The sequence below is a fragment of the Marinobacter panjinensis genome, from assembly GCF_005298175.1.
GTDB classification, from domain to species: Bacteria; Pseudomonadota; Gammaproteobacteria; order Pseudomonadales; family Oleiphilaceae; genus Marinobacter; species Marinobacter panjinensis.
The window spans coordinates 716,192-742,089 of sequence record NZ_SZYH01000001.1 but is presented as its reverse complement, the minus strand read 5'-3'; the positions used below and the strand labels follow the sequence as shown (position 1 = coordinate 742,089).

Here is a 25,898-nt window from a genome sequence, read left to right as displayed (position 1 = left end):
TCAATGGAATGAAAGATTATCGAGTTCCTGCCTCAGGATATCGGCCAGAAATTCAGGGTCTGCGAGCGATTGCAGCGATACTTGTAGCCATCTATCACATCTGGTTTGCCAGAGTTTCTGGTGGTGTGGATGTGTTTTTTGTGGTGTCAGGCTTTTTGATAACAGGGTCCTTGGCTAGACAGGTTCAGGCTCAGGGAAATGTCATGTTCCTGAGATTCTGGGCCGGGTTGATCAAGCGCTTAATCCCGGCAGCGCTATTGGTTATTACGGTTACCGCGATTGCCTCTTTCCTCCTGCTGCCAAAAGTGAACTGGATACCGATTATTAAGCAGGGTGCGGCAGCCATTCTGTATATGGAGAATTGGCAGCAGGCTTTCAGTGCTGTTGATTACCTGGCAGATCGGGAGACGGCCAATCCGTTCCAGCACTATTGGGCGCTATCGGTTCAGGGCCAGTTTTACCTGATGTGGCCTTTGCTGATTGGGGCGATACTGTTTGTGGCCCGCAGATTTCGTCTGTCACTGGGGGTTCTCATTCCCTGTGTATTGGCTATTATATTTACCAGTTCTCTTGTTTACTCTGTCTACTCAACCTATACGAATCAGGCATTTGCATACTTCAATACGTTTGCCCGAATGTGGGAGTTTGCATTGGGCGGACTGCTGGTTTTCGCCCTTCCTTATCTTGGGACGTCGCGATCGGTAAGGCTGGTTCTTGGTTGGGTAGGGGTTCTGGCAATCATCAGCTGCGGCCTTTTGTTACAGGTATCAACTGTTTTTCCTGGATATGCAGCTCTGTGGCCGACGGTGGCAGCGTGTCTGGTAATTGTATGCGGTAGTGCCGACAGATTTGGTGCTGGTGCATTTTTGTCATCACGCTTTTTTACCTGGTTTGGTGATATTTCCTATAGCTTCTATCTGTGGCATTGGCCAGTCCTGACTTTTTATCTTTTACTGCAGGGGTCTACTCAGGCAGACATAGCGGATGGTTTTATCGTGCTTGGAGTATCGGGTCTCCTTGCCTGGATAACTGCCAGAGTAGTCGAGGAGCCAGCCCGTTTCTCTGCCATTGGTAAGCGTTTTCCGTCCAGAGCTTTCGTATTTGGTTTAACCTGCTGTATGCCTGCTGTTCTGGTTTTTGGGGCATGGAGTGCCCATACAGTTGCGCAGCGTAAAGCTGACGCTTTCCAGACGGATGTAATCCCCGGAGAGGGTGCATATCCTGGTGCAGTCGCTGTCGCCACCAGTAACTGGGACCAACAGGATAACGATGAATACCACTCCCAACCACCTGTATACCCCGATCCGTTTACTGTCCATAACAGCATCCCCGAAAGTTATTTCGATGGCTGTCACAAGGAGCAGAAGGGAACCGATGCCGATTACTGTGTTTATGGTGATGGTGACGGAAAGATAAGTTTGGCACTTGTTGGCGGTAGCCACTCCGCACAGTGGCTTCCCGCCCTGGAAAAGATTGCGCTCAGGCAAGGTTGGAAAATATTGAATTTTACCAAGAGCGAATGTTGGTTCAGCGCAGAGCTTAAGGATGGAAGTAATCAGGATTGCCTGGAGTGGAATGAGAACGTTCTGGCCACGTTAATTGAAACAAAGCCGGACTACGTATTTACCATGGCTACTAGAGCAGAAGGAGGAAACGAACATGTTCCTGCTGGATACGTGGACTATTGGGAGATGCTTTCAGAGCATGGGATAGAGGTAATTGGCGTGAGGGATAACCCCTGGTGGCAAGGCGTTTATTCCCCTGCAGAGTGCGTTGATGTGTTTGGCCCTGGTTCTCCGCGTTGTAAGATTGGGCGTGAGGAAGTCCTGGCAGAGATCAATCCTTCGATAGAAGTTGCCAAAAGCCAAGAGGGCCTCTCGTTATTGGATCTGTCGGACTATCTTTGTGATGAAAATCTTTGTCATCCGGTAATTGGGAATATTCAGGTTTACAGGGACCGGCACCATATTTCTTTGGCGTACATGGAGTCGTTGGCTCCAGTTCTGGAGTTACAGATGATCGAACTGGAGCCTGGTCTCTCTTTGAGATAGCCTCTGTCAGATTGACGTAGAGCGCTCCAGCCCCGAAATCAAATATTTAATGCGCCTTCTGAAAGCCTTGTCGTTCTCCGTGGCGTTCTGTGCTGCGTCGAAGGACATTCTATGCAGGTCTGCATCTTTGTGCCTCCAAAGCTCCTGGATCGCATGCTCCAACCCATCCGGGTCGACGAAGTATCGAACCCCCATTCGGAATGCTCCAGTAGAGTGGTAGGGCACCAGAATGCCAAATGAAGGGTCGACCACTTCATTCATTGGTGGCGCGTCAGTTGTGACGACTACGCATCCGTATGCCTGAGCTTCCACCAGAATCTGCCCGAATCCTTCCACTTCTGAGGGCAGGATAGCAATGCCAGCAGTTGCCCAAAGGTCTGCAAGGTTGTCATCAGATATGTTTGAAAGTACTTCGATATTGTTCGGTAGTTCATCGTGGGCTGGAAGTTGATTGCATACCAATGTCAGTTGTGGCCATTCCGGATGTTTGCGCCATACCCTGACCAGGGCAGCTGTCCCCTTGAAGCCGCTGTTCCCCGCCACGTGAAGCGCTTTCTGAAAGTTTTTTTCAGGTACTGGGGGAGGGTGGGAAATCAGAGGTGATGAAAAACCTGTGTACTGCACATTGGTGTGGTAACGGGAAAAGAGGTGCAAAGCTTCCCTGGTTTTGCATACAACGGCATCGAAGACTTTTAGATAATGGAGCTGGCTGTGAGAAAACCATTCTTGATTGGGTACGAGCCACTGGGCGCAGTTCTTATGTAGGTGCCGATGCTGGATGCTCTGAAGATGAATTATCAGGTCGAAGGGGCTTCTACCATTGATAAGCAGCCTTAGTTGCCTCTGTAGCGTAAGGGTGGAGTCACGGAGAGCAGGAGGCAGCATTCTTTCGACAGCCCGATACCACTTTCTTTCGAGCCATAAAGCTCTTTGGGACGCGGGTTGGACCGACTGCGAGCTTACTTCATGCCCCAGCGATTTGAATACGTAAGCTAATAACTCAGCATCCCTATGGAGGCCCCGACCGGACATGGTGTAAATGATTTTGACACGCACCAGATAGCATTCCTTCATGCAGCATAAAAAACCCCGCAATCAGCGGGGTTTTATTGTACTACAGGGCCTGGTCAAGCGAATCAGGCTTTGGCCTTCCTGCGCAGGGCGAGCCCGGCAAGGCCTAGGCCAAGAAGTGCGAGTGTTCCGGGTTCCGGAACCCTGGAAGCGCGTACTGCGATCACCAGGTCGTCATGGTTGTCGTCTTTGGCGAATCCATCGTCAAAGCTAAGGATGAAGTAATCTTCTGATACTTCAAAGATATTGAAATTCGTGGTGGTGCCACTGTTAACGCCAACAACCAACTGACTACCGTTTGTCCCATCATTGACAATTTGCTGGCCAGACTGTCTCTGGAAGTAGAAGTCCAGGAAGGTGTCAGCTGAGCCAAAGAAAATGGTGCTGAATTCATCGTCCGGTGTGCTATTTTTGTCAAAAATCAGGCTGTTGTTGTACCAGAACTGGTTGTTATCGCTGGCTTCCTTACCAAGATAGGTGAAGGTCAACCGGAAAGGGCCATCAGTAGTGGATTTCAGGTTGTGACCGAAGTCGACACTGCTTCCTACATTGTAAAGAGGAGCATCTGCTGTCCAGCTACCCAACACGCGCGTAGCATAATCGTTATCACCCGGTACGGTCTGTTCGGAAACATCGCCTGGTGCATTACCGTTAGAGACCGAACCAATATAGGCAGCACTCGCAAAGCCGGAAACGGCAAATGTTGCGGCGAATACCATGCCTTTCGAAAATCCTTTCATATCTACTACTCCAGTGCGCTTTAGTTGTTACGTTTAAGTAACACATATGCAGATAACGTGCCGAAAATATATATTGTTGATATTAAAGAAATAATATATGGATCTTTAATGGGTGTGTAAAGTAAATCGACAAATGTGGAGGTTTGCTTGAGTACCCCGGGATAGAGCCAGTTGTCGGCACCTATCCCGGATGAGCATCCTCCGAAGTGGGCAGGTTACTGGACCACAAACTCTACGATGTCTGATGCCTGGCTGGTGAGGCCTTCTGTGTCGATGACCCGAATGGTGAAGTACCAGGTGCCTTCGACCAGACCTTCCAAGGTGTATTCCGTGGCAGTGGAGTCTGCACGAACCTCCTGATCCAGGTTGTCAGGCGATTGCCCGTAGTTTATTTCGTAGTGACTGATTTCACTGAGCGAGATACTGCTGCCATCAACCCGGGTGCCCGGCGCGCTCCATCTCAGAGTTACTGTTGAGACAGCAGGCTCTGTTGGTGCGGGTTCTGTTGCGGGGGCGTCAGGTTCGCTTACAGTTTCCAGAGTGTAAGGGTGCAGGCCTGATTGGTAGGCATCCCATACCGTTACACCTTCGTTATTGAGTACCATGTCTGCGCTGGGTTGTAGCAGGGGTAGACCGTAGCGCAGCTTGTAGATATCACTAATGCCGTCCTCCAGTGTACTGACCTCCGGGGTGGTACTGAGATCGAGGCTTTCAATAACGTTGCTGGCGCTGAGTTCGGTACCTGTTTGCTGGTCAGTAACCGTAAATGCTGCTGATGCGTCCCAACCCCCTTCATAGTATTCCATGGTGATCGCTACCCGCTCTTCCGGCTCAAGACTGAGCTCATGGGAGTAGGAGGTAGCAGACTGGTTCTTCCACTGGTCTATCACAGGCTTACCATTCACCAACAGGCGCACCCCATCGTCCGTGCGGGTGGTTAACTGATAGCTGCGGGTGCCATCAGTGTGAGGTGGTACAAACCATCCCTGCCAGCGAATGCTGAACTGGTTGTTGGGTACCTGCGATGAGGGGCTGCCGCTGCCCCAGTCAAACTGAATGGACGGGTCTTTTTGAGTGTAAAGGAAATCGTCAAAACTCGTTCCCTGAAAATACTGACCGATAAAGCCGGCGGTATACTGCGTTTCCTGGACCGGGCTGTCGTCAGGATTGGTGGGGTCGGTTCCAGCCAGGTATTCTTCCAGCACGCTGTACCCATCGCCATCCAGATCTACCGATGCGTCTGTTGGGTCACGCGGGTCCAGTCCATAGGCAAACTCATAGCCATCGGGAATGCCATCGCCGTCGGTGTCAGGATTGGTTGGGTCGGTTGCACTCCAGAACTCGTCCAGGGCGCTGAGAAGGTCATCATCCTGGTCCGAATTGGCATCGGTCGGGTCGGCCGGGTTAAGGCCATAGAGCACCTCCCAGTTGTCATACAGGCCATCACCGTCGCCATCCAGGACAGGGTAGCCAGGAGTAAAGGCCAGCCCCTGTTCCGCATCAAAGAAACCAACTCGATAGCCCATTTCATACGCGTCTTCGGCGGTCAGTTCCTGGTCGGTGGTGGGCAAGCGTTGTGCCCAACTGTAGAGGTGATCGCCACTGATGACCTGGCGGCTGATTCCTGGCCCCTCCCACGCTACGCTGAAGTGATCATCCCATCCCCCTTCCTTATGCCGGAGCTCAAAGTAGTAGCGGCTGCCCGCTTCCAGATAAATGGCAGGGGAGGTTTGGGATGTGTAACGGTTATAGTCCCTGATGGGGGTGGCTCTTCCGGTGGTCGCGATCTGACTGACCGAATCGGGGGTTTCAGAGGCTGATAGCCAGAACTGGGTTTCGTCATCCCCGGCGACATAGAAGGTGTATTCGCCGGTTTGCGGCGCTTCAATAAAGCCGCGGATCAATGTGCCGTAATTGTTTGCCCGGTTTTGCAGGTTTTCCAGTTCGGTGAGTTCGGTTATTTCGTCAGGTGAATCCGGATAGGCCGGGCTGCTGGTGAGAGTATCAACCGTAGTGCCGCTGATACCGTCGAAATACCACACATCAACTTTCCCGGGTTCACTTTCCTGGGGGATTGAGGCTGTGGGGGGGAGTCCCTCGATGTCCCTGAACTGCCAGCTTTGACAGCCAGAGATGAAAATTACGGCGCTTCCAAGGCCTAGAGCTTTGCTTACCGACATAAGCCACCTTTCCTTCCATGGAGGCCCGCGAGAGGTGTTCCCACGGGGCCTTCAGGTCAATGGTTATACTCGGTAAGTATTGTTGGGCAATCCATTAGCTGCCACCGGGTTCTAGGAACGTTTCGGTATGGTGTGGCGGTAGTTATACTCATTATTTCTTTTCTGACTTTAACTCCGGCCTCCAAACTTCTCCAGTACTCGTTTTGCATCCGCATCCCGGCCGGTCGCGCGATAGGCTTCCGCCAGGTGCATGGCAATTTCCTCGGAACCCGGTTGCAGTTCGTGGGCTTTTTCCAGAACTGGCAGGCTTTCCTCTGTTTGCCCCGCCTTGAACAGGATCCAGCCGTAGGTGTCGGCAATGGCGGCGTTGTCCGAGTTCAGTTCGAAGGCTTGCCTGGCCAGTTCCATAGCGCGCTCGTCGCCTTGCTGATGGTAGATCCACGCCAGGTTGTTGAGTGCGACCACGTTCCGTGGGGTTACCTCAAGAAGTTCTTCGTAGGGCGGTATCGCTTTTTCCGGTGCCTCGTTCTCCTGGTGGAGCATGGCCAGGTTCATTAGAATCTGAGGATTGCGTGGAAACGCCTGGCGGGCATTTTCAAGGGATTCGACAGCCTTGACGCGCTGCCCCGACCGGACAAGTGCTCGGGCATGGGCAACTTCCAGCTCGGCAGTTTGTTCGAGTTCAAGGGCAAGCTGGTAGAGCTCCGCGGCTTCCTGATACTCTTCCTGCCTTTCAAAATAGCGGGCTTCGACACGGAACGGAGCTGCGGACTCGGGATGTTGTTGTTTGACGTCTCTCAGGATGTCCCGGGCCTCTTTGGTATTTCCTTGGGTGAACTGGATTGCAGCTGCCTGGATGCCGATTTCTTCGTTCTCGGGGAACAGTATGCGTCCCCGGCGAAGCACATCGGATGCCTGCTCCAGTCGTTCCCGCTGGGCCAGTTGGGTTGCAATGCCGTGATAGACCGAGGCAACCGCCGATTCAGCCGGGGCAGGGCTGGATTCGCTTTCACGTTCCAGAAGGCTGGCTGTCAGGTCATCGGCCCGTTGGGTGTTATCGTCGACCAGCGCCGATTCCAGCAATATCAGCCTTGGGCCGTAGGCTTCAGGGTGTTGCTTCCGGATCCGTTCCATTAGCGCTGTCAGCTCTTCACGCGGCATTACCGAAGAGATCCCCTGCAGCGCCTGGCCGTTGTCCGGGGACAATTCGATAGCACGACGGTAGTAGTCTTTTGCCTGCTCTGTTTCATTGCGTAACCGTGCGAGGTTGCCAAGGGCGTTAAGCCCGGCGGGATTTTCGCTATCCGCTTCTACCGCCCTCTGATAATACTGCTTGGCTTCTTGGATATTCTCAGCGTTGGCGGCGACATTGCCTCGAGTAATCAGTGCGGCAACACTTTCTGGTTGTTCCTTCACCCAGTCGGAAGCAGCGGCGATGGCTGCATCGTTGTTGTTGGAAGATACATGGGCCTGGACGACCAGCAATCTTGCCTGTTCTGATTCCGGGTCGGTCTCCAGTACCCGGTTGGCCTGTTCGATGGCGCTGTCGGTTTTGCCTGTGCGCACCAGATAGGTTGCATACCGCAGCCGCAGGGTGTTGTTGTCTGGTGCGAGTTCCAGGGATTTTTCGATAAACTGCTCACCGCTCTCGGTGTCGCCGCTGACCAGTGAGGCGATGCCCACCAGCGCCAGGGTTTCCGGGTCTGAATCCTGGTCTTCGAGATTGGCAAGGATTTCTTTGGCACCTTCCGGGTTGCGCATTTGGAGGCGAGTAGCGGCAAGCAGTTTTCTTGCCTGTTGGGAGTCATCCATATTGGCGACTGGTGCGAGTAGGGCTTCCGCTTCCTCGGGCCGGCCCTGGCGATAACGGATGATGCCCAGCATCAGGGCGGCCTGTTCCTGGCTCGGTGCCTGGGCCAGCACTTCCTCAAGATAGCGTGCGGCGTTATTCAGTTCGCCGTTGTTGAACGCTTCCTGTGCGGCTATCAGGTTGCTTCTGATGGTACCGGGCGCCGATTTGGCGAGAATTTCCTCGTAGACAAAGGCTTCAGAGGATTTGCCCTGTTCCCGCAGTACATTGATCAACGCCGACATGGTTCCAAACTTCTGGTATGTCATTATGTCGTACTGACCGATGGTCTCCAGTGCGTTGACGTAAGCCTGCTCGGCGTCAGCCCAGTTTTCCTCATTCTGAGCCACTTTTCCTTTCCACAGCCAGAGTTCCACATTGTCCTGGTTCAGCTCTTCTGCCTGGGCGATGTATTTGTTAGCCTGCTCGGGGTCATTCTGGCTGTAAGCCACTTTCGAAAGCCCGATCAGCGGTTCTGCCTCACCTGAATCAATGTCTCGGGCAACGGAATAGGCTTCCCTGGCTGCATCCAGGCGGCCTGCGGCCAAGTGGATATCCCCCTTGATCAAGGCGCCTTCCAGTTGTTGAACGCGGTCGGGCTCTTTCAATTCTTCGAGAGCGGCCAGTGCGTCGTCAAATTCCTGCTGCATCAGATTGGCTTCGGCTCGGATCAGGGCTGCTTTGTTCCGGTTTGGCTGACTGATGGACTGCTCACCAACGTCCGAGAGCAGTTGATCCAGCTGTCGTTCGGCATTGCGGGCATCACCGGCAGTGAGCAGGTTATTGACAATGACGAGGTACGGTTCGATGCGATTAGGCTGGAGTTCAATAGCACTACGCGCCTCCAGCGTACTGGCCTTGAGCTCACCCTGGCGCTGGAAGAAACGCGACTGGTCCAGGTGACTGATATACTGGATCTCTTCCTGGCTCATTTCATCACTGTCGTTGCCGCTGCAACCGGCGAGGGCGAGCGAAATGGCAACTGAGAGAAGGGTGGCACGTACTGCTAACACTGGTTTCATGGCCCTGTTCCTTTCCTTTCTGGGTATTGTTATGGATTCCCTGCCTGTTATTCAGGCACTTGGCGATTCAGCGGATGTCTCTATATGATATTTGTCTGTCAGGTTGTAGAGCGTTGGCCGTGTTACGCCCAGCAGGCGCGAGGCCTGTGCCATATTGAAACTGCAGGACTGCAGTGCCTGTATAATTGCCGCACGCTCGGCGTTTTCACGCACCTGCCGCAGGTTGAGCTGGCTCTCGGGGCCTTCCTCCTCGCAGTTGAGTTGCAAGTCAGCGGCGGTCACCCGTTTGCCATCCGCCATGATAGTGGCTCGTTTTACCTTGTTGATCATTTCCCTCACGTTGCCAGGCCAGGCGTAGCTCTTGATGCCCTTGATAGCGTCTTCAGTGAAGGCAAGGTTGGGGCGGTCCATCTGTTTGCCCAGTGATTTCAACAACGATTGCGCGATGACCAGGGCGTCGCCATCCCGATCCCGGAGGGCCGGTACATCCAGGGTGATCTCGCTGATGCGGTAATAGAGGTCCTCGCGGAAGGTGCCCTGGGTGATGAGTTCCTGAACGTCCCGGTGGGTAGCGCACACCACCCGCACGTCCACGGGTACCGGTTTCACCGAGCCCACCCGGTCTACCACTCGTTCCTGCAGGAAGCGCAGGAGCTTGGCCTGGAGGGCCATGGGCATGTCGCCGATCTCATCCAGAAACAGGGTGCCGCCGTTGGCGTTCTCAATCTTGCCTTTCTTGCTCTGGGTTGCGCCGGTGAAGGAGCCTTTCTCAAAGCCGAACAGCTCGCTTTCCAGAAGGTTCTCTGGAATGGCGGCGCAGTTGATTGCGGCAAAGGGATTGTCCGCTCGATGGCTCAGGTCATGGAGGGCGCGTGCCAGCAGTTCCTTGCCGGTACCGGTCTCGCCGGTAATCAGGGTGGTCACGTCCGTGGGCGCAACCTTTTCCAGGGTGCGGCAGATGGAGAGCATCTGTGGGCTGGCAGCGACAATGCCCTTGATGCTGGTGCCGTTGCGCTGGCGTGAAAGCTCGCGGTTGTCACGCTCAAGTTCTGCTAACCGGAATGCGCGGTTGACCACAAAGGTGAGAATGTCGGCATCCAGGGGTTTCTGGTAGAAATCGCTGGCGCCCATGCCGATGGCCTTGACGGCGTTTTCCTTGTCCTCCCGGCCGGTCACCACGATGATCTTGGTCATGGGCGCGAGCCGCAGGACTTCTTCCAGCAACAGGAAGCCTTCCGACGCTCCACCGGGATCGGGGGGGAGCCCCAGATCCAGGGTGATTACCTCTGGCTCAGTTCGTCGCAGGGCCGCCAGTGCAGATTCACGGTCGGCGGCAACGGTCACTTCCAGGTCTTCGCTGAAACACCAGCGCATCTGGCTTTGCAGGCCCGGGTCGTCCTCTACGATTAAAAGTCGTCTACTCACAACGGCTACAAATCCTTTTTTCGTATTGTGATGGTCTTGCGGTGAATCCTCTCACCCCTGATTTTTAACCGAACATTGACGCTTTGCAATGATAGTGTTCGGTCGATTTTATTTCCGCCAATTATTTGGCATTCTGCTTTGGCTCTGCCTCGCCCGTAAGCGCTTGTTCCGGCTCGAGTTCGTCTGGGATATGTTCCTCTACAGGCCGGGCGAGAGGGAAACGGATTGAAAAACATGAGCCCAGCCCGGGTTCGCTGGTAACATCGATATTGCCCCTCACGTTACGCACATATTCCCGCGCCTGATAGGCACCGATGCCCATTCCGGTCAGCCCCTTGGTGCTCTCAAAGGGCTTGAACAGCTGGCCCTGGATGAAATCTTCGGTCATGCCGGCCCCCGTATCCTGAATAAACAGTACCACACTGCCGCTGGCGGTTTTCAGGGTCAGGGTTATCTCACCGTCTCGTGGTGTGGCGTCCTGGGCATTCTGTATCAGGTGGCCGAGGATGCTGCAGAGTTGGTCCCGGTCGGCATTGATATAGATTTTTCCGGAGTCACCGGCCACCCGTGGTGCTGGCTTGCGACGGGAATAGTGCTCCGCCAGGTGGGTGATCACCTCGCGAAGTTCTACTTCTTCGGTCACCAACGTCTCGTCGGCTGGCTTACGGATATGGTCCACAAGGTTGGACATTTTGCGAACGGCGTGGTCGGTGGTGGTGATCATGTCGTCGATAAAGGCCGGGTTTTCCCGGTGCCTGGGGGCATTCTTCACCAGTAGAGACAATTGTGCAATCAGCGTTTTCAGGTCATGCACCATAAAGGCGGAAGCCTTGCTCACGGCCTCGAACTGCATGGCTCGTGAAAGTCGGTTCTGGGCATCTGCCTGGGCCAGCAGGTTACAGGTTTGCCGGGCCACTACCTTGATCAGGTCGAAGTTTTCCCAGTTCAGCTCCACCCGGGCGTAGGGATTGCCGATCATGGCAATGCCGTACAGGTCGTTGCTGAGATATAGGGGAATAATCAGCCAGCCGTCGGATATTTTCGAGATTGAATCGGGAATTTCCAGCAGGTTGTAAGCTACCGGATCGTTCTGGTATTCGTGCAGGTCAATAATCCATTCACGTTCGCCGAAAAACCGGACCAGTTCCGAGTGGGCGTCAATGGAGGTGTATTTCGGGGTTACCAGGTTTACAGCGGTTTTGAGCAGATAGTCCCCGTGGTCTTCGCGGATCCACAGGGCACCGGCATTGCTTTCCACCAGTCCGGTGAGGATGCGGATCACCCGCTCAGGCAGTGGCGGGTTGTCGCTGAGGTCCGCCATTTCCCGGGTCATTTTCAGCCATTCTTCCCGGTAATCGTACTTGTAGTCGAAGAAATTCTGGCTGATGAACACCATCAGCCGGGATCTGACGCGCCGCGAGGTCAGTAAGGTGGCGAGAAATACCAGGGCAATGGTGAGGAACAGCACCTGAAGGGCCTCGCCCCAGTCGCCGCCCAGGGTTTTGACGTAGTAGCCACCGAGCGCCAGGAAGAGCAGGTAGGCCCCGGCCAGCAGCATGGTGCCAGCATGGAATACGGCGGACCGGGAAAGCTGGAAATCCACTGGCTGTTTGCGGGTGTTGATAACGTTGACGGCAAACAGGGGGACCAGCGCCGCGTTGACCAGGCCCCGGGCATTCCAGAAGGAGTCCGCCACCTGGCCGAACAGAAGCGCGTCGGCATACATGAAAAAGTCGAAGGCGAACAGGGTGGCTACCGCGATGCAGATATACTTCATGCTCGAGCGGCCAAACGAAAGCGAGTTGCGCCAGATCTGTTCAACCAGCGACAGACCCAGCAGGGAGAGGGCGATCTGGCCCACCACCTTGGTTTTACCGTCAAGAATGGTGAGTCCGAAGGCGTATTCCATCAGCCCGGAACCCAGGAGCAGGACCACCAGGGCTACAGTGGCAGTTGCCAGAATCCGGCGCAGACGGCCCACCAGGTTGGCGCTGCGGAAGGAATCCCGAAGCAGGGCGAAAAGCACCAGGATCCAGGCTGCGTCCCGCAACAGTTCCAGCATGTAGCGGATGAAGAAACCGGGTTCAGCCCACAGGCTCTGGGTAACCAGTGACGCGGCCCAGATCATGGTCGCCAGGGATGCCAGCAGCAGCGAACGGTCGATATCCCGCCGAAGGTATCGTGTGGCAATAACCGCGGCAAGCAGCCCATAGGCTATGGCTGCCGTGGCATGACTGATCAGGCTGAAATCGTCCAACATGGCTCGCGTCCTGCGTTATGCGCCATTACTTACACCGGTTTTTTATTCTCGCGGTAAAACCGGAATATTTCTTTCAGCGGCCGCTTGGGGGTGAAATTGAACTCCCGGGCGAACGCTCTGCCGTCAATCACGACAGGATACTTGAAAAAGTGCATCAGATACGAAGGAAAACTTCGCAGGTTCAGGGTGCGGAGTATCAGTCTCGGCAGAATTGGCGGAATGGACGGTATCGGGATTCGCTTGCAGCCGCAGAGCTTCAGGGCGTGCTGATAGGCCACCCAGTCTTCCGGCGCCACATTGTATATGCCTCGCTGGGGCTTGTTGTAGGCCAGCACAATGGCATCGGCCATATCGTCGATATGGATAAACTGCATCATCGGTGAAAAGCCGGCCAGTACGGGCGCCCGTTCCATGCCCAGCAGGGTGCTGATGGAATTGCGTACGCCGGGGCCGACGATGTTGCAGGGCCGAAGAATGGTGATATTCAGGTCCGGGTAGCGCCAGAGGTATATGTTGGCAAGGTTTTCCAGTTCTACGGAATCGATCAGGTCTGCGCTCAGGCCGGCGCTTTTCAGTGGCGCCTCTTCGTCTATCAGTGCCGGGTTGTAGGCCACCGCGCCGTAGACATGAAACGTGGATAAAACCACCATCCGCTTGATGTTGTATTTGTGGCTGAGATCCAGCAGCTTCTGGGTGCCCAGTACGTTGGCATTATACCGGCGCATACGGGTGAGCTGGCTGGACATGATGCGGCCAAGGTGGATGATGCCGTCGAACTTGTAGCGCCGGAACAGATCCTCGAAGGAGCGCTTGTTGAAGTCGATGCAGTAGCTGGGAATATCGTCGCCCAGGTAGACCTGCTCACGGAAATCCACCGCTACCAGGTTGCAGGTCTCCCGCAGTCGGTCGATTACCTGTTGCGCCAGGGCCCCAGCGGCACCGGTAACAAGAATATGTGGTCTGCGTTGTTCGTCCATCAGAACAGCCTTTTCCTTTCGCTCAGCCCGGTATCAATCAGTTCGCTGATTGCCGCTTTTACCTGTTCCACCCGCTCGGTGACCTGTTCTTCCGGGATTTCCAGATCATCAAACATCATCGGGTCGCCAAAATTGAGGTGCACCTTGGCAGGCAACACCACGGGCATGGCAAGGGGCGCGTAGGGTATGCCCAATAGCCTTGCCAGCGGCTTGATGTCAGCGATGGCAGGGATGGTTTCCTCACAACCCACCACGCCAACCGGCACAATGGGTGCCTTGTATTTCATCGCCAGGTGCATGAAGCCGTTACCGAAACGCTTGAGCTGATAGCGGTCCCGGTAGAGTTTGCCGGAGCCGCGAACACCCTCCGGGAACACAATCACCGCTTCGCCATTGGCCAGCATCTTGGCGCAGTTGGTGGGGTCACCCAGTACAGCACCAAACTCGTTCAGCAGGTTGCCAAGGTAGGGTACGGTGGGAAAAAAGCGCTCGATCATTGCCCGGGGAATGCGGGGATTTTTCTCGCGGGAGGCGAGGGCATAACCAATCAGCAACCCGTCAATCGGCAACTGCCCGCTGTGGTTCGGCACGATCAGAACGGGGCCTTCGGCCGGTATTTTTTCGACGCCTGTGGCTTCCACCCGGAAATATTTATCATAGATCTGGCGGGTTAGGGAGAAGCCGTACTTCATCACCTCGTTGTTATAGCCCCAGGGATCATATCCGAGCGAGCCAATGGGCTTTCGGATACGATTGATGTGGCTGTCCAGCTCCGCCGGTATCAGCCTGGATTTCAGATACGATGCTAGACCCATGTGGGCTCCCTGTTTTTTTAAACCCGACCAATCATAACGCCAAGGGTATGGCTTTGGCCTTCATTAAGAACGCGATAATCACTCAGAGCATTGGCACTTTCGACGCAGAGCATGGACTGCCAGGCATCATCCGGAAAATCCGATAACCGTGCGGCCTTATCCGGGCCCGGGTTCCACACCACCGTGGAGTCGCTGCCGATGGCGGTCAGTTTCCGGTTTCCCGCCGGGGTAGAGACGATCAATGGCGCGCCGCTTTCATAGATGCGGTCGGTTTCACCCTCAAACTGCACGGGGCCCTGTTGGGAGTGGTAGCTCCAGTCCCTCAGGGAATCAACGTACTCGCAGTTCTCCAGTCCCTCGATCCGGGTCTGCCCGATATCCGCAGTCGGCAGGTAAGTGTGAAGCGCCTGGCTGAAGGCGAGAGGTTCTGCGCCGGGGTTGGTGGTGCTCAGTACAACCTGGCACCCATCAGCCGAGAAATTGAATGTCATCAACAAAAGCGCGCGCCCCTGCCACACATCGGCAAAATCAGTGTTTGCATCCAGGGACAAGCTGATTTCCACTTCCTGGGCGGTTTCGCGCACATCCTCGAGTTTCCACACGGCGGCGCGGGCAAAGCCATGGGAGGCGTCGGTCAGTATCCGCCGCCGTACTTCCGGTGGATTCCTGTCAGGGACACCGAACCATGGCCAGCACACGGGGATTCCGCCACGAATGGCCCGGCCCGGTTCGTAACGGGCCGTGTCACTGACCCAGAGCCAGTCCGGTTCATCACGGGGCGCAAATTGGGTGAGATGAGCGCCCTGCAGGAACAGGCGGGCGCGAAACTGGGGGTGGTGCACTTCAATGGCTTCCAGCTGCCCGACGGTTGTCCAGCGGGTAAATGACCAGTGCCCGGGTTTTAGTGTCACTTGGTGCCTCGTTACTGCCTTTCATCGCGACTTCACGATGACGTTTGTGTGTTACGGGATTTCCTTACGGTCAGGGTAAATTAAAACTGTCTTTACGGCGAGAAACCGGCCTAAAATCGACGGTCCCGGCCGGAGTTTGTTTAATGAATAACCAGTTCGTCACGCCCATTCTTACATACAGTGAGCCAGCCCCGGTTGTCAGCGACCTGTGGCTTGATGAGCTTGCCGATGGCCTGACCGAACACGGCTGGATGAGCCAGAATGTGTCGTCCCGTCTGGGGGCGCAGCTATTGGCTGGCCTGCACAGTGAAGTTCAGATACTGGATCGTACAGAGGCCCTGCGGAAGGCTGGTGTGGGCCGTGGCTCCGATCTGCTTCGGGACCGGTCCGTGCGTCGTGACAAGATTGCCTGGCTCCAGGGCGTAACCCCGGTACAGGCGGATCTGTTTGCCTTTTTCGAGTCTGTTCGGGTCGGGCTGAACCAACGGCTGTTCCTGGGCCTCAAACGATTCGAGGCCCATTACGCCACCTACCACGAGGGCGATTTCTACCGCCGCCATGTGGACAGTTTTCAGGGCAGGGCGTCGCGGGTTGTGAGCCTGGTGCTGTACCTGAACGAAGGCTGGGAGCAAGCTGACGGCGGTGTCTTGCAGATCTACAATCGCGAGAACAACGATGAAGTCTGTGGCACGGTGTTACCCCGGGATGGGCATATGGCCCTGTTCATGAGCGAGGAAGTTCCTCACGAGGTGCTGCCGGCCAATCGTACCCGGTACAGCATTGCCTGCTGGTTTCGTTGTGATGAAGTGCCATTGCCGTTGTAGTGTCATTATCATTGTAGTGCCGGAACCCTTTTGCTAATATGCGCGCCGCTTTCGGGGATTTAGCCCTTAAGCCCGTTATGGTGGCTCCATTGGTGCCTCCGCAACGATAAACCGTGAACCCGGTCAGGCCCGGAAGGGAGCAGCCGAAGCGGTGGACTTGTGTGCCGGAGTGTCGCTGGTGGAGTCACCCCCAGATTTCCCCCTTTTATCCCGTCTTGATCGTCCGCTATCGACTTCTTCTGACACCATGACCGTGCTATGGTTAAACCCATTTTTAACGGCAGTTGGCAGAACATGAGCTACCAGGTACTTGCCCGTAAGTGGCGCCCCCGTACATTTGAAGATATGGTCGGCCAGGAGCATGTGCTCCAGGCACTGATTCACGCCCTGGACAACCAGCGGCTGCACCACGCCTATCTGTTTACCGGTACTCGCGGGGTGGGCAAGACCACGATCGGCCGCCTGTTGGCACGCTGCCTGAACTGCGAAACTGGCGTCACCGCCACCCCTTGCGGAACCTGCTCCAGTTGCCAGGAGATTCAGGAGGGCCGTTTTGTCGATCTGATTGAAATCGACGCTGCCTCCCGTACCGGCGTGGATGACATGCGGGAGCTGACGGATAACGTGCAGTACTCGCCGTCCCGTGGCCGTTTCAAGGTGTACCTCATTGACGAGGTACACATGCTGACCAACCAGTCCTTTAACGCCTTTCTCAAAACCCTGGAAGAGCCCCCGGAGCACGTCAAGTTCCTGCTGGCCACCACAGACCCCCAGAAACTGCCCGTCACCGTTCTGTCCCGCTGCCTGCAGTTCAACCTTAAACGGATGACGCCGGAGCATATTGCCGGGCATCTGCGGCATGTGCTGACGCAGGAAGGTATTCCTTTTGAAGAACCAGCCCTGTGGCTGTTGGCCCGCGCCGCCGATGGCAGCATGCGGGATGCCCTGAGCCTGACTGACCAGGCCATTGCGTTTGGTAACCAGAAGCTCTCAGGTAGTGATGTCAGCAACATGCTGGGCACCATTGATCAGAGGGACATTGAGAAGCTGGTCAACGCGCTGGTGGAAAATGACGGGCCGGCGTTGCTCTCCGAAATCAGCCGTATTTCTGATTTTGCGCCGGATTACAGCGTGATCCTGGCGGACCTGCTCTCCCTGTTCCACCGCGTGACCATGGAGCAGGTGGTGCCGGGCAGTGTCGACAACGCCCTTGGGGATGCAGCCCAGGTGGAATCCCTGGCGCGCCGGCTGAGTGCGGAAGACGCGCAGCTGTTTTACCAGGCTGCCCTGATGGGCCGTAAAGACCTGGCGGTAACGCCCGACGCCCGCATGGGCTTCGAGATGACGTTGCTGCGCATGCTGGCATTCCGGCCCGGTGCCGATCGCCGGGAGCCGCCTGCGATTGCATCCGGTGGTTCGTCGTCCGGGCAGGAACAACGGGAAGACCCCGAACCTGGCCCTGCCGCGCCTGAGCCACAGCCACAGCACTCAGAGGCACAGCACTCAGAGCCGCAGCGCTCAGAACCAGTCGCCGAACAAGCTGCCCCTGAACAGGCTATACCCGAAGAGGTCGCATCCGAACCCGTCGCTGAGGAACCGGAGGCCGGCCCTCCGCCGGCGGAAGCCGATGATGCCTGGTTGGCAAGCCTCGACGCGGCTGCCGAGTCCGCAGCGGCTGAATCTGCCGTTGTCGAAGATTATGAGTCTGAACCGGTGGTGGAGGAACAGCCTCAGCCTGAACCCGAGCCTGAACCCCATCAGGATACTGGTGAATTTGTATGGGAGCGGCATTTCCGCAGCCTGGATATCGTCGGCATGCCGGGCAACCTGGCCAGCAACGCCGCCATGAGCCGCAATGGCGATGAGATCGTACTGACCATCGATGAAGGCCACGCCCGCCTGCTGAACGCGCGCCATGAAGAAAAGATCCTCGAGGCATTGAGGAATCGGTTTGGTGACACCATAACCCTGCGTATAGAGCAGGGCGATGCCGGCGGAAAAACTCCGGCAGCCTGGGAAGAGCGCCAGCGTCGTGCTCGTCAGAAGGCAGCGGAAGAGGCTATTCGCAATGATCCGGCGGTGCAGTCCATTGTTGAACGATTTGAGGCGAGAGTAGTCGAAGACAGTATCCGGCCGCCGCAGCAGGCAAAAGGGTAACGAGTGCGGGCGTAGCGATGCGTCCGGCACTCTTGAGCCAAATCTGGAGAAGGTGAAGATGATGGAAAATATGGGCGAGCTGATGAAAAAGGCCCAGCAGATGCAGGAAGAGATGAAAAAGGCCCAGGAAGAGGCTGCCAAGGCGGAGATTACAGGCGAGTCCGGTGCGGGCCTGGTGAAGGTGACCATGAACGGTCGTCACGATGTGCGCAAAGTGGACATTGATCCCTCGCTGCTGAGTGAAGACAAGGAGATCCTGGAGGATCTTCTGGCCGCGGCAATTAACGACGCCGTCCGCCGTGTCGAAGAAAACCAGAAAGAAAAAATGTCCGGCATGATGTCCGGTATGGGCATGCCCCCGGGCTTCAAAATGCCGTTCTGATGAGGATTGCTGATGGCTTTTAGTCCGTTGGTGGACGAACTGGTGGAGTCGCTCCGCTGTCTGCCTGGTGTCGGTCAGAAAACAGCCCAGCGCATGGCGTTTCACCTGCTGGAGCGGGGCCGCTCTGGTGGCTCGCGGCTTTCCGATGCACTGGAACGGGCCATGACCGGCGTCCGCCGGTGTGAAAGCTGCCAGAACTTTGCCGACACCCCCACCTGTAATATCTGCGAAAACCCCGATCGCCGGAATGGCACCCTGTGCGTGGTGGAAAGCCCGTCGGACCTGCTGGCCATCGAGCAGGCGGGTGACTACCGTGGCAGTTATTTTGTGCTGATGGGGCACCTGTCGCCCATAGATGGTGTTGGTCCTGAGGAAATCGGCATCGAACGCCTGCTCAGGCGGATCTATGACGAAGGCGTAACGGAGCTGATCCTGGCCACCAATCCAACGGTGGAGGGTGAGGCTACGGCCCACTACATCGCCGACAGGCTGGATGGCAGCAACATTCTCATTACTCGCCTTGCCCATGGTATTCCGGTGGGTGGCGAGCTGGGCTACGTGGACGGATTCACCCTGACTCACGCCTTCCGCGGCCGTAAACCCCTGACTGAATAAACCTGACCTGGCTTTTACTATGGACGTTACCAACCCGGCCGCACTCGTTCCCGCGGCTCCCGAGACTGTTTCCTGGATCCGGGAGCCGGATGAACTGGACCGCTGGATTGCCGAAGGAAAAGGCGAGCCCCTGGCGCTGGATACCGAATTCGAACGGGTGAATACCTTCTACCCGATTCCGGGCCTGGTTCAGTTGGGGCTGGGAGAAAGCTTCTGTCTGGTGGACCCTGCGGTTGCAGAAGCCTCCGAGGGCTTCCGCCGTATTCTGACGGATCCGGACGTTCCCAAGCTGCTTTATGCCATGAGCGAAGACCTTGAGCTCTTCCGTCACTGGCTGCAACTGGAGCCGGAGGGTCTGGTTGATCTGCAGATTGGCGCCGCGCTGGCCGGCGCCGGGTTCTCCGTGGGTTACGCCCGGTTGGTGGAAACCCTGTTCGGGGAAACCCTTGATAAATCCGCTACCCGTTCCGACTGGGTTTCACGCCCACTTTCGGAAGCCCAGGAGCGTTATGCGCTGGACGACGTGCGTTTTCTGGTGCCGATGTATCACTGGGTCATGGCGAAGTTGCGGGAACGCGGCCTTGAAGAGGCCCTTTTGGAAGAATCGACACGGTTCTCCAGGGAGCTTGCGGCCCAGGATGACCCGGACAACCATTACCTCAAACTGCGGGGTGGATGGACATTGAGCCGCCAGCAGCAGGGTGTGCTTCGGGATCTGGTACGTTGGCGCGAGCACGAATCACGGCACCGTGACCGGCCCAGGGGTCGCGTGGTGGCTGATCCGTTGTTGATCGCCATTGCCCAGGAGCTGCCGAAATCGGTGCGGGAACTGTCCTCGATTCAGGGCGTTCCATCTGCGGTGGTTCGCCGCTATGGTGATAAGATCATTGAGCTGGTGGCGAATGCTGCCTCCGCTGACAATTCCGGCATAGAAACCATTACCCCGCCACTGAGCCGGGACCAGCAGATGTTTTACAAGCAGGTCAAACGCCAGATGGTCCAGGCAGCCGAAGCCCGGGATATTCCCGTGGAATTGCTGGCCCCGCGCAAGCGCCTCGAGGCGGTGGTAAGCCAGAGGGATTTATCTGCCGGGCTATTTGATGAAGGCTGGCGCCAGGAAACCCTGGCGCCAGTGCGGGAACAAATCGAGGAATTACTGACATCATGACCGGAAAAACCTTTGTATCGGTGTTTCGCAGCAGCAAAAAAGTGGACACCTACCTTTATGTTCGCCGTGGCCAGGTGTGGAATGAGTTGCCTGACAGTCTGCGGGAGATCTTTGGTAAGCCGATCCATTCCATGGACCTGATCATGACACCGGAGCGAAAACTCGCGCGCACCTCTGGCAAGCAGGTACTGGATGCCATCGCGGACAAGGATTTCTTCCTGCAGATGCCGGAAGAGAGCAGCGGCTACGTGGTGGACTTCCGCCGCAAGCCGGAGCAGAGCCGCGAATGATTGCGGAGATTCCGTTCTGGCAGCGCAAGCGCCTGGACGAGATGACGCCTGCAGAATGGGAATCCCTGTGCGACGGTTGCGGCAAATGCTGCCTGGCCAAGCTGGAAGACGAAGACACCGGCGATGTTTACTATACGGAGCTCGCCTGTCGCTACATGAACCAGGACACCTGCCAGTGCACGGTGTATTCCGAGCGTTTGCAGAAAGTGCCGGCCTGCACGGTTCTGACCCCGGAGTCACTGGGCGATTACCACTGGCTGCCATTTACCTGCGCGTATCGTACACTGGCCGAAGGCCGCCCGCTGGCGGACTGGCACCCGCTGCGTTCGGGCGACCCGCAAACGGTGCATGACGCCGGCGTGTCGGTTCGCCACCGGGTTATGTCCGAGGCCGATGTGGCAGAGCAAGACTGGGAAGAACACATTATTCACTGGATCCTTTAATGATAGACGCAGAAACAAACCTCGCTTACGGAATTTTCTGGGCCCTGTACGCAGTCGCCTTTGTGGTTTTCTTCTACACGATGGGGCGACTGTTCCGCATCATTCCGGTTTACGCCATCCGTACACTGCTTCAGGCAGCTCTGGTTGTCGTCTTCCTGACACCGGTGGAATCGGCCGAGGTCGCTAACTGGTGGATACCGGCGTGGCTGCACGGTGGTTACGAAACCATTCTGGGCGACGCCAGCGAAGCCGCGCGTGCCTTCCTGAATTTCGGCATCGCCTCCGCGGTCATGCTGCTGGTGTGGATGCTTGACCTGGTGAGATACCGGCTGGTGAAACGCTGAAACCGTCCTTTACTGACAACCCGCGTGGAGCCCTGATGCGAAGACTTCTGAACTGTCTGTTTGTCGCTTTTTTCAGCCTGCCTTTCGCGGTGTCTGCCCAACAGGCACCTGTCCAGACACCCCCGCTCGAACTGCCTGAGAATGCCGATATCCGCATTATCGTGGATATTTCCGGCTCCATGAAAGCCAACGATCCCGACAATCTGCGTCAGCCTGCAGTCCGGCTGCTGGCACGAATGCTGCCGGAAGGCTCGAGTGCAGGGGTGTGGACCTTCGGCCAGTACGTCAACATGCTGGTTCCCCATGACGAGGTTACCGATGGCTGGCGAGAGCAGGCCGTCGACCGCTCAGGGCAGATCAATTCCGTTGCGCTGCGAACCAATCTTGGCGAAGCCCTGCGCGTGGCCAGTGACCGTTACCTGTCAGGCAGTGATGACCTGGACAATACCGACTTTATCCTGCTGACCGATGGCAAGGTGGATATTGCCAGCGATGCTGACGCCAATGAGAAGGAGCGGGAGAATATTCTTGGCCCCCTGCTGGAGGCGCTGAACAGCCGTGGTGCCACCATTCACACCGTGGCGCTGTCAGAGGAGGCGGACCTGGCGCTGCTTGAGTCGCTCGCTGCAGAAACCGGTGGCAGTTACTCCCTGGCACCCTCCGCGGAAGCCCTGACCCGCGCTTTTCTGAAGGCGCTGAACACGGCGGTTCCTCAACAGCAGATTCCCATCGAGGGCGATGGCTTCAAGGTGGACGAAGGCGTTGAGGAATTCACTGCACTGATTTTTCGCGCCGATGAAGAGCCCGCGGCCACTCGCGAGCTTGGACTGATCAGCCCGGACGGGACGGAAGCGACCTCTGAATCGGTACCCGATGGCATGCGCTGGGTCAGGGAAACCGAGTATGACCTGATCACCGTAACGGCCCCGGCCGCAGGCCAGTGGCAGATTGACGGTGAACTGGGTGAGGGCAGCCGGGTGACGGTTGTCAGTGACCTGCGAATGGTTGTCAGCCCGGTGCCGCCCACGTTCACAGCAAACGAGCCCATAGCTGTGCGTGTGGCTTTCTTCGAAGATGACCAGAAAATCGATAATGCCGATTTTCTCGGGGTGATTGACGTTCGTCTGACGCTGACTTCGGACGATGGCCGCAGTGGCACCAAGACGCTGTCCGGAGAGGAAGTCCCCGAAGACGGTGTTTACACCGACGATATACCCCGGCTCCCCGATGAGGGCGAGTACGAGCTGGATATCGTCGCCGACGGCCAGACGTTCTCGCGTCGGTTCAGTGCCGTGACCCGTTTTGTATTACCCGAGGGTGAAGAGGCAGCCGTTGCAGCCGAGCCTGTCGAAGCACTGCCAGAGCCAGAACCCGGGCCAGCACCGGAACCAGCGCCTGAACCAGCGCCAGAGCCGGAAGTGGCAGAGCAACCCGTTGCCGATAATGGACCAATCGATATCACCCAGGTAGAAGAAGCTGATCCGGAACCATCCGCAGAGCCTGAAGAATCCGCCGGATTGCCTTTCTGGACAATCGCGACGGCTGGCGGCCTGGGCGTACTGGTTATCGCCGGGGCGGTGTTCCTGGTCGTGCGCCGGAAAAAGGCTGAATCCGGGGAAGAGCCTCCCGTGATAGTCCCGGATGAGCCGGGTGAATCCGAACCGGAGAGTGACGAAGAGATACCTCTGGCTGTTGCTGAGCCGGATCCGGAGCCAGAACCAGAGCCCGAGCCTGAAGAGGAAGTGACTGAGGAGGAGATCCCTGTCGCTGATGCCACAGTGGACGAACCCGAACCCGAACCCGAACCGGAGCCGGAGAGTGAGTCTGAACCAGAGCCCGGGCAGGAAGACGACGCCCTTCCGGACGAAGAGGAAGAGGATGAGTTTGGTCTTGAGGATTTTGACCTGTCCGAATTTGACGATCTGCCGGATACTGATGAGGAAAAGGGGCTACTCGACGATGAGGATGAGCCTGACAAGGGAAAAAGTAACTGACCCTTATCAGAAGGGCTTGGGTTCTTTATACTTGAGCGCTCATTTCAAACAGCCGTTTAATCGTTAATTGAACAGGATACTGACAGCATGAAGTTTACCGGTACCGAGAAATACGTAGCCACTGACGACCTGCAAATGGCGGTCAATGCAGCCATCACGCTGCAACGGCCGTTACTGATCAAGGGTGAACCCGGCACTGGTAAAACCCTGCTGGCGGAAGAGATGGCCGCCGCCCTTGGTATGCGCCTGATTCCCTGGCACATCAAGTCCACTACCAAAGCCCAGCAGGGCCTGTACGAGTATGATGCGGTCTCCCGCCTGCGGGATTCCCAGCTCGGGGACGAGAAGGTCAAGGACATCGGCAACTACATCGTCAAGGGTAAACTGTGGGAAGCCTTCGAGTCTGAGGAGCAGGTAGTGCTGCTGATCGACGAGATCGACAAGGCGGACATCGAGTTCCCGAATGATCTATTGCTGGAACTCGACCGCATGGAGTTCTTCGTGTACGAGACACAAAAGCTTGTGCGCGCGAAACACCGGCCAATCATCGTGATCACCAGCAACAACGAAAAAGAGCTACCGGATGCGTTCCTGCGCCGCTGTTTCTTCCACTACATCAGCTTCCCGAACCACGACACCATGCAGAGCATCGTGGATGTGCATTTCCCGGGCCTGCAGCAACAGGTGGTACGGGATGCGCTGGAAGTCTTCTTTGACGTACGCAAGGTGCCGGGCCTGAAGAAGAAGCCCTCCACCTCCGAACTGATCGACTGGCTGAAACTGCTGATGGCGGACGAGTTGTCTGCCAAAATGTTACAGGAAAAGGACACCAGTTCCGCCTTGCCGCCGCTTTATGGCGCCCTGGTGAAGAACGAGCAGGATGTCCACCTGTTGCAGAAACTGGCCTTCATGGCCCGTCGTCGCAGCTGAAATCCGGCAAGAGCAACACAGTATGTTGATTGATTTTTTTCTCGAAGTCCGGCGCGCAAAGGTCCCCGCCAGCCTGCGTGAATTCCTCGATTTGCTGGAGGCCCTGCAGAACCGGCTGGCTTTCGCCAACATGGAAGAATTCTACTATCTGGCCCGGGTGTGTCTGGTCAAGGACGAACGCCATTTCGACAAGTTTGACCGTGCGTTCCAGGCCTATTTCGAGGGTATTGAAAACCTCGACGACCTGATGGAAGCGCTGATCCCGGATGACTGGCTGCGCGCAGAATTCGAAAAGCAGTTGTCTGAGGAAGACAAGGCAAAGATCGATTCCCTGGGTGGTCTGGAAGAGCTGATCGAAACCTTCAAGAAGCGCATGGAAGAGCAGAAGGAACGGCATCAGGGCGGCAACAAGTGGATCGGTACTGGTGGCACCTCACCGTTTGGCGCTAACGGTTATAACCCTGAAGGTTTCCGTATTGGCCAGAACAAGGGCCGTCACGGCCGTGCGGTGAAAGTCTGGGAAAAGCGCGAGTTCAAGGATCTGGATGACAGCGTCACCCTCGGCATCCGCAATATCAAGGTGGCCATGCGTCGGCTGCGGAAATTTGCCCGCCAGGGCGCTGCGGACCAGCTGGATATGGACGATACCATCCGGTCCACGGCCCGCAATGCCGGCTACCTGGACCTGAAAATGGTTCCCGAGCGGCACAACGCGGTCAAAGTGCTGATCTTCTTCGATGTGGGCGGTTCCATGGATCCCCACGTGCGGGTGTGCGAAGAGCTGTTCTCAGCCGCGCGGATGGAGTTCAAGCATATGGAATACTTCTACTTCCATAACTTTGTCTACGAGAGCGTCTGGAAGAACAATGTTCGCCGCATGAACGAGACCACCAGTACCTGGGACATCCTTCACAAATACACCCCGGACTACAAAGTGATCTTTGTGGGGGATGCCACAATGGCACCCTATGAGATCTCGCACCCGGGCGGTTCCATCGAGCATTGGAACGAGGAAGCGGGGGCCACATGGTTCCAGCGTATTACTGAGCATTTCCGCAAGGTTGTGTGGATTAACCCGCTGCCAGAGCATTACTGGGGGCAGGGAGGCTCACTGGGCATGACCCGGCAACTGGTGAATGACCACATGTACCCGCTAACCATTGAAGGCCTGGAATCGGCCATGAAACAGTTGAGCAAATAAAAAAAGCCGATGCGGTTGAGGGCATCGGCTAAGCTCGGCATATCAAACGGGGTAGCTATCGTAGCTTCCCCGCACTTCGGTACCTGCAAGTCCAGGGCCATGTAATTAATAGTATTACAAATCAATAACATGGCTCTGTAAAAATGTGTCATAGCCTAACGTGACACTCCCCCTGTTTCTTCCCTGTCAAAAAAACCGACGCTTTCGGATTCCCAATTGGTGATCTGGATACCGTTCTTGCCTGTTACC

21 protein-coding genes and 1 other RNA gene are annotated in these 25,898 nt (G+C 56.3%); 13 read left to right on the top strand and 9 right to left on the bottom strand.

Going from position 1 to position 25,898, the window contains the following annotated elements; all coding sequences use genetic code 11:
- Nucleotides 1-8 precede the first annotated feature (8 nt).
- Complete coding sequence (locus FDP08_RS03345; protein ID WP_137434611.1) at nt 9-2,051, top strand: acyltransferase family protein; 2,043 nt, start codon at nt 9-11, stop codon at nt 2,049-2,051.
- Nucleotides 2,052-2,057: 6 nt separating this feature from the next.
- On the opposite strand, the gene FDP08_RS03340 is transcribed toward FDP08_RS03345, so the two are convergent.
- From FDP08_RS03340 to FDP08_RS03300, 9 genes are all read right to left on the bottom strand, one after another.
- Complete coding sequence (locus FDP08_RS03340; protein WP_170978963.1) at nt 2,058-3,107, bottom strand: glycosyltransferase; 1,050 nt, start codon at nt 3,105-3,107, stop codon at nt 2,058-2,060.
- Between the two features lie 80 nt (nt 3,108-3,187).
- Nucleotides 3,188-3,862 carry a PEP-CTERM sorting domain-containing protein gene (locus FDP08_RS03335; RefSeq protein WP_137434609.1) on the bottom strand — a complete coding sequence of 225 codons (675 nt, stop codon included), beginning with the start codon at nt 3,860-3,862 and terminating at the stop codon, nt 3,188-3,190.
- A 215-nt stretch (nt 3,863-4,077) separates the two neighbouring features.
- Nucleotides 4,078-5,904 (bottom strand): PA14 domain-containing protein, encoded by a 1,827-nt coding sequence (locus FDP08_RS03330; protein ID WP_228263221.1) that lies wholly within the window; start codon nt 5,902-5,904, stop codon nt 4,078-4,080.
- Between the two features lie 306 nt (nt 5,905-6,210).
- On the bottom strand, nt 6,211-8,913 hold the full coding sequence (locus tag FDP08_RS03325) for a tetratricopeptide repeat protein (RefSeq protein ID WP_137434607.1): 2,703 nt from the start codon (nt 8,911-8,913) through the stop codon (nt 6,211-6,213).
- Between the two features lie 51 nt (nt 8,914-8,964).
- Entirely contained in the window at nt 8,965-10,338 is a 1,374-nt protein-coding gene (gene prsR, locus FDP08_RS03320) for a PEP-CTERM-box response regulator transcription factor (RefSeq protein ID WP_137434606.1), read from the bottom strand.
- 121 nt (nt 10,339-10,459) lie between these two features.
- Nucleotides 10,460-12,598 carry an XrtA/PEP-CTERM system histidine kinase PrsK gene (gene prsK / locus FDP08_RS03315; RefSeq protein WP_137434605.1) on the bottom strand — a complete coding sequence of 713 codons (2,139 nt, stop codon included), beginning with the start codon at nt 12,596-12,598 and terminating at the stop codon, nt 10,460-10,462.
- 29 nt (nt 12,599-12,627) lie between these two features.
- On the bottom strand, nt 12,628-13,575 hold the full coding sequence (locus tag FDP08_RS03310) for an SDR family oxidoreductase (RefSeq protein ID WP_137434604.1): 948 nt from the start codon (nt 13,573-13,575) through the stop codon (nt 12,628-12,630).
- On the bottom strand, nt 13,575-14,390 hold the full coding sequence (locus FDP08_RS03305) for a lysophospholipid acyltransferase family protein (RefSeq protein ID WP_137434603.1): 816 nt from the start codon (nt 14,388-14,390) through the stop codon (nt 13,575-13,577). Before FDP08_RS03305 ends, FDP08_RS03310 begins: the two co-directional genes overlap by 1 nt.
- A gap of 17 nt (nt 14,391-14,407) precedes the next feature.
- Complete coding sequence (locus FDP08_RS03300) at nt 14,408-15,301, bottom strand: D-hexose-6-phosphate mutarotase (protein WP_137434602.1); 894 nt, start codon at nt 15,299-15,301, stop codon at nt 14,408-14,410.
- 143 nt (nt 15,302-15,444) lie between these two features.
- On the opposite strand from FDP08_RS03300, the gene FDP08_RS03295 reads away from it, so the two are divergent.
- From FDP08_RS03295 to FDP08_RS03240, 12 genes are all read left to right on the top strand, one after another.
- A complete protein-coding gene (locus tag FDP08_RS03295) occupies nt 15,445-16,125 on the top strand; it encodes a 2OG-Fe(II) oxygenase (protein ID WP_137434601.1) in 681 nt (226 codons plus the stop codon).
- Nucleotides 16,126-16,212: 87 nt separating this feature from the next.
- Nucleotides 16,213-16,309, top strand: an RNA gene (gene ffs, locus FDP08_RS03290) — signal recognition particle sRNA small type.
- Nucleotides 16,310-16,419: 110 nt separating this feature from the next.
- Nucleotides 16,420-18,282 carry a DNA polymerase III subunit gamma/tau gene (gene dnaX, locus FDP08_RS03285; RefSeq protein ID WP_137437205.1) on the top strand — a complete coding sequence of 621 codons (1,863 nt, stop codon included), beginning with the start codon at nt 16,420-16,422 and terminating at the stop codon, nt 18,280-18,282.
- Between the two features lie 58 nt (nt 18,283-18,340).
- The gene (locus FDP08_RS03280) at nt 18,341-18,664 is read left to right on the top strand and encodes a YbaB/EbfC family nucleoid-associated protein (RefSeq protein ID WP_137434600.1); all 324 of its coding nucleotides are present in this window, start codon (nt 18,341-18,343) and stop codon (nt 18,662-18,664) included.
- 12 nt (nt 18,665-18,676) lie between these two features.
- The gene (gene recR / locus FDP08_RS03275; RefSeq protein WP_137434599.1) at nt 18,677-19,279 is read left to right on the top strand and encodes a recombination mediator RecR; all 603 of its coding nucleotides are present in this window, start codon (nt 18,677-18,679) and stop codon (nt 19,277-19,279) included.
- A 19-nt stretch (nt 19,280-19,298) separates the two neighbouring features.
- A complete protein-coding gene (locus FDP08_RS03270; RefSeq protein ID WP_137434598.1) occupies nt 19,299-20,447 on the top strand; it encodes a ribonuclease D in 1,149 nt (382 codons plus the stop codon).
- On the top strand, nt 20,444-20,737 hold the full coding sequence (locus tag FDP08_RS03265; RefSeq protein ID WP_137434597.1) for a YcgL domain-containing protein: 294 nt from the start codon (nt 20,444-20,446) through the stop codon (nt 20,735-20,737). Before FDP08_RS03270 ends, FDP08_RS03265 begins: the two co-directional genes overlap by 4 nt.
- Entirely contained in the window at nt 20,734-21,180 is a 447-nt protein-coding gene (locus FDP08_RS03260) for a YcgN family cysteine cluster protein (protein WP_137434596.1), read from the top strand. The genes FDP08_RS03265 and FDP08_RS03260 overlap by 4 nt, the downstream gene beginning before the upstream one ends.
- Nucleotides 21,180-21,524, top strand: a complete 345-nt coding sequence (locus tag FDP08_RS03255; RefSeq protein ID WP_137434595.1) for a hypothetical protein — start codon at nt 21,180-21,182, stop codon at nt 21,522-21,524. The genes FDP08_RS03260 and FDP08_RS03255 overlap by 1 nt, the downstream gene beginning before the upstream one ends.
- 35 nt (nt 21,525-21,559) lie before the next feature.
- Nucleotides 21,560-23,518, top strand: a complete 1,959-nt coding sequence (locus FDP08_RS03250) for a vWA domain-containing protein (RefSeq protein ID WP_137434594.1) — start codon at nt 21,560-21,562, stop codon at nt 23,516-23,518.
- A gap of 87 nt (nt 23,519-23,605) precedes the next feature.
- Nucleotides 23,606-24,448, top strand: coding sequence for an AAA family ATPase (locus FDP08_RS03245; protein ID WP_137434593.1), 843 nt, complete (start codon nt 23,606-23,608; stop codon nt 24,446-24,448).
- Nucleotides 24,449-24,470: 22 nt separating this feature from the next.
- Nucleotides 24,471-25,649, top strand: coding sequence for a vWA domain-containing protein (locus FDP08_RS03240; protein ID WP_137434592.1), 1,179 nt, complete (start codon nt 24,471-24,473; stop codon nt 25,647-25,649).
- Nucleotides 25,650-25,898: the final 249 nt, after the last annotated feature.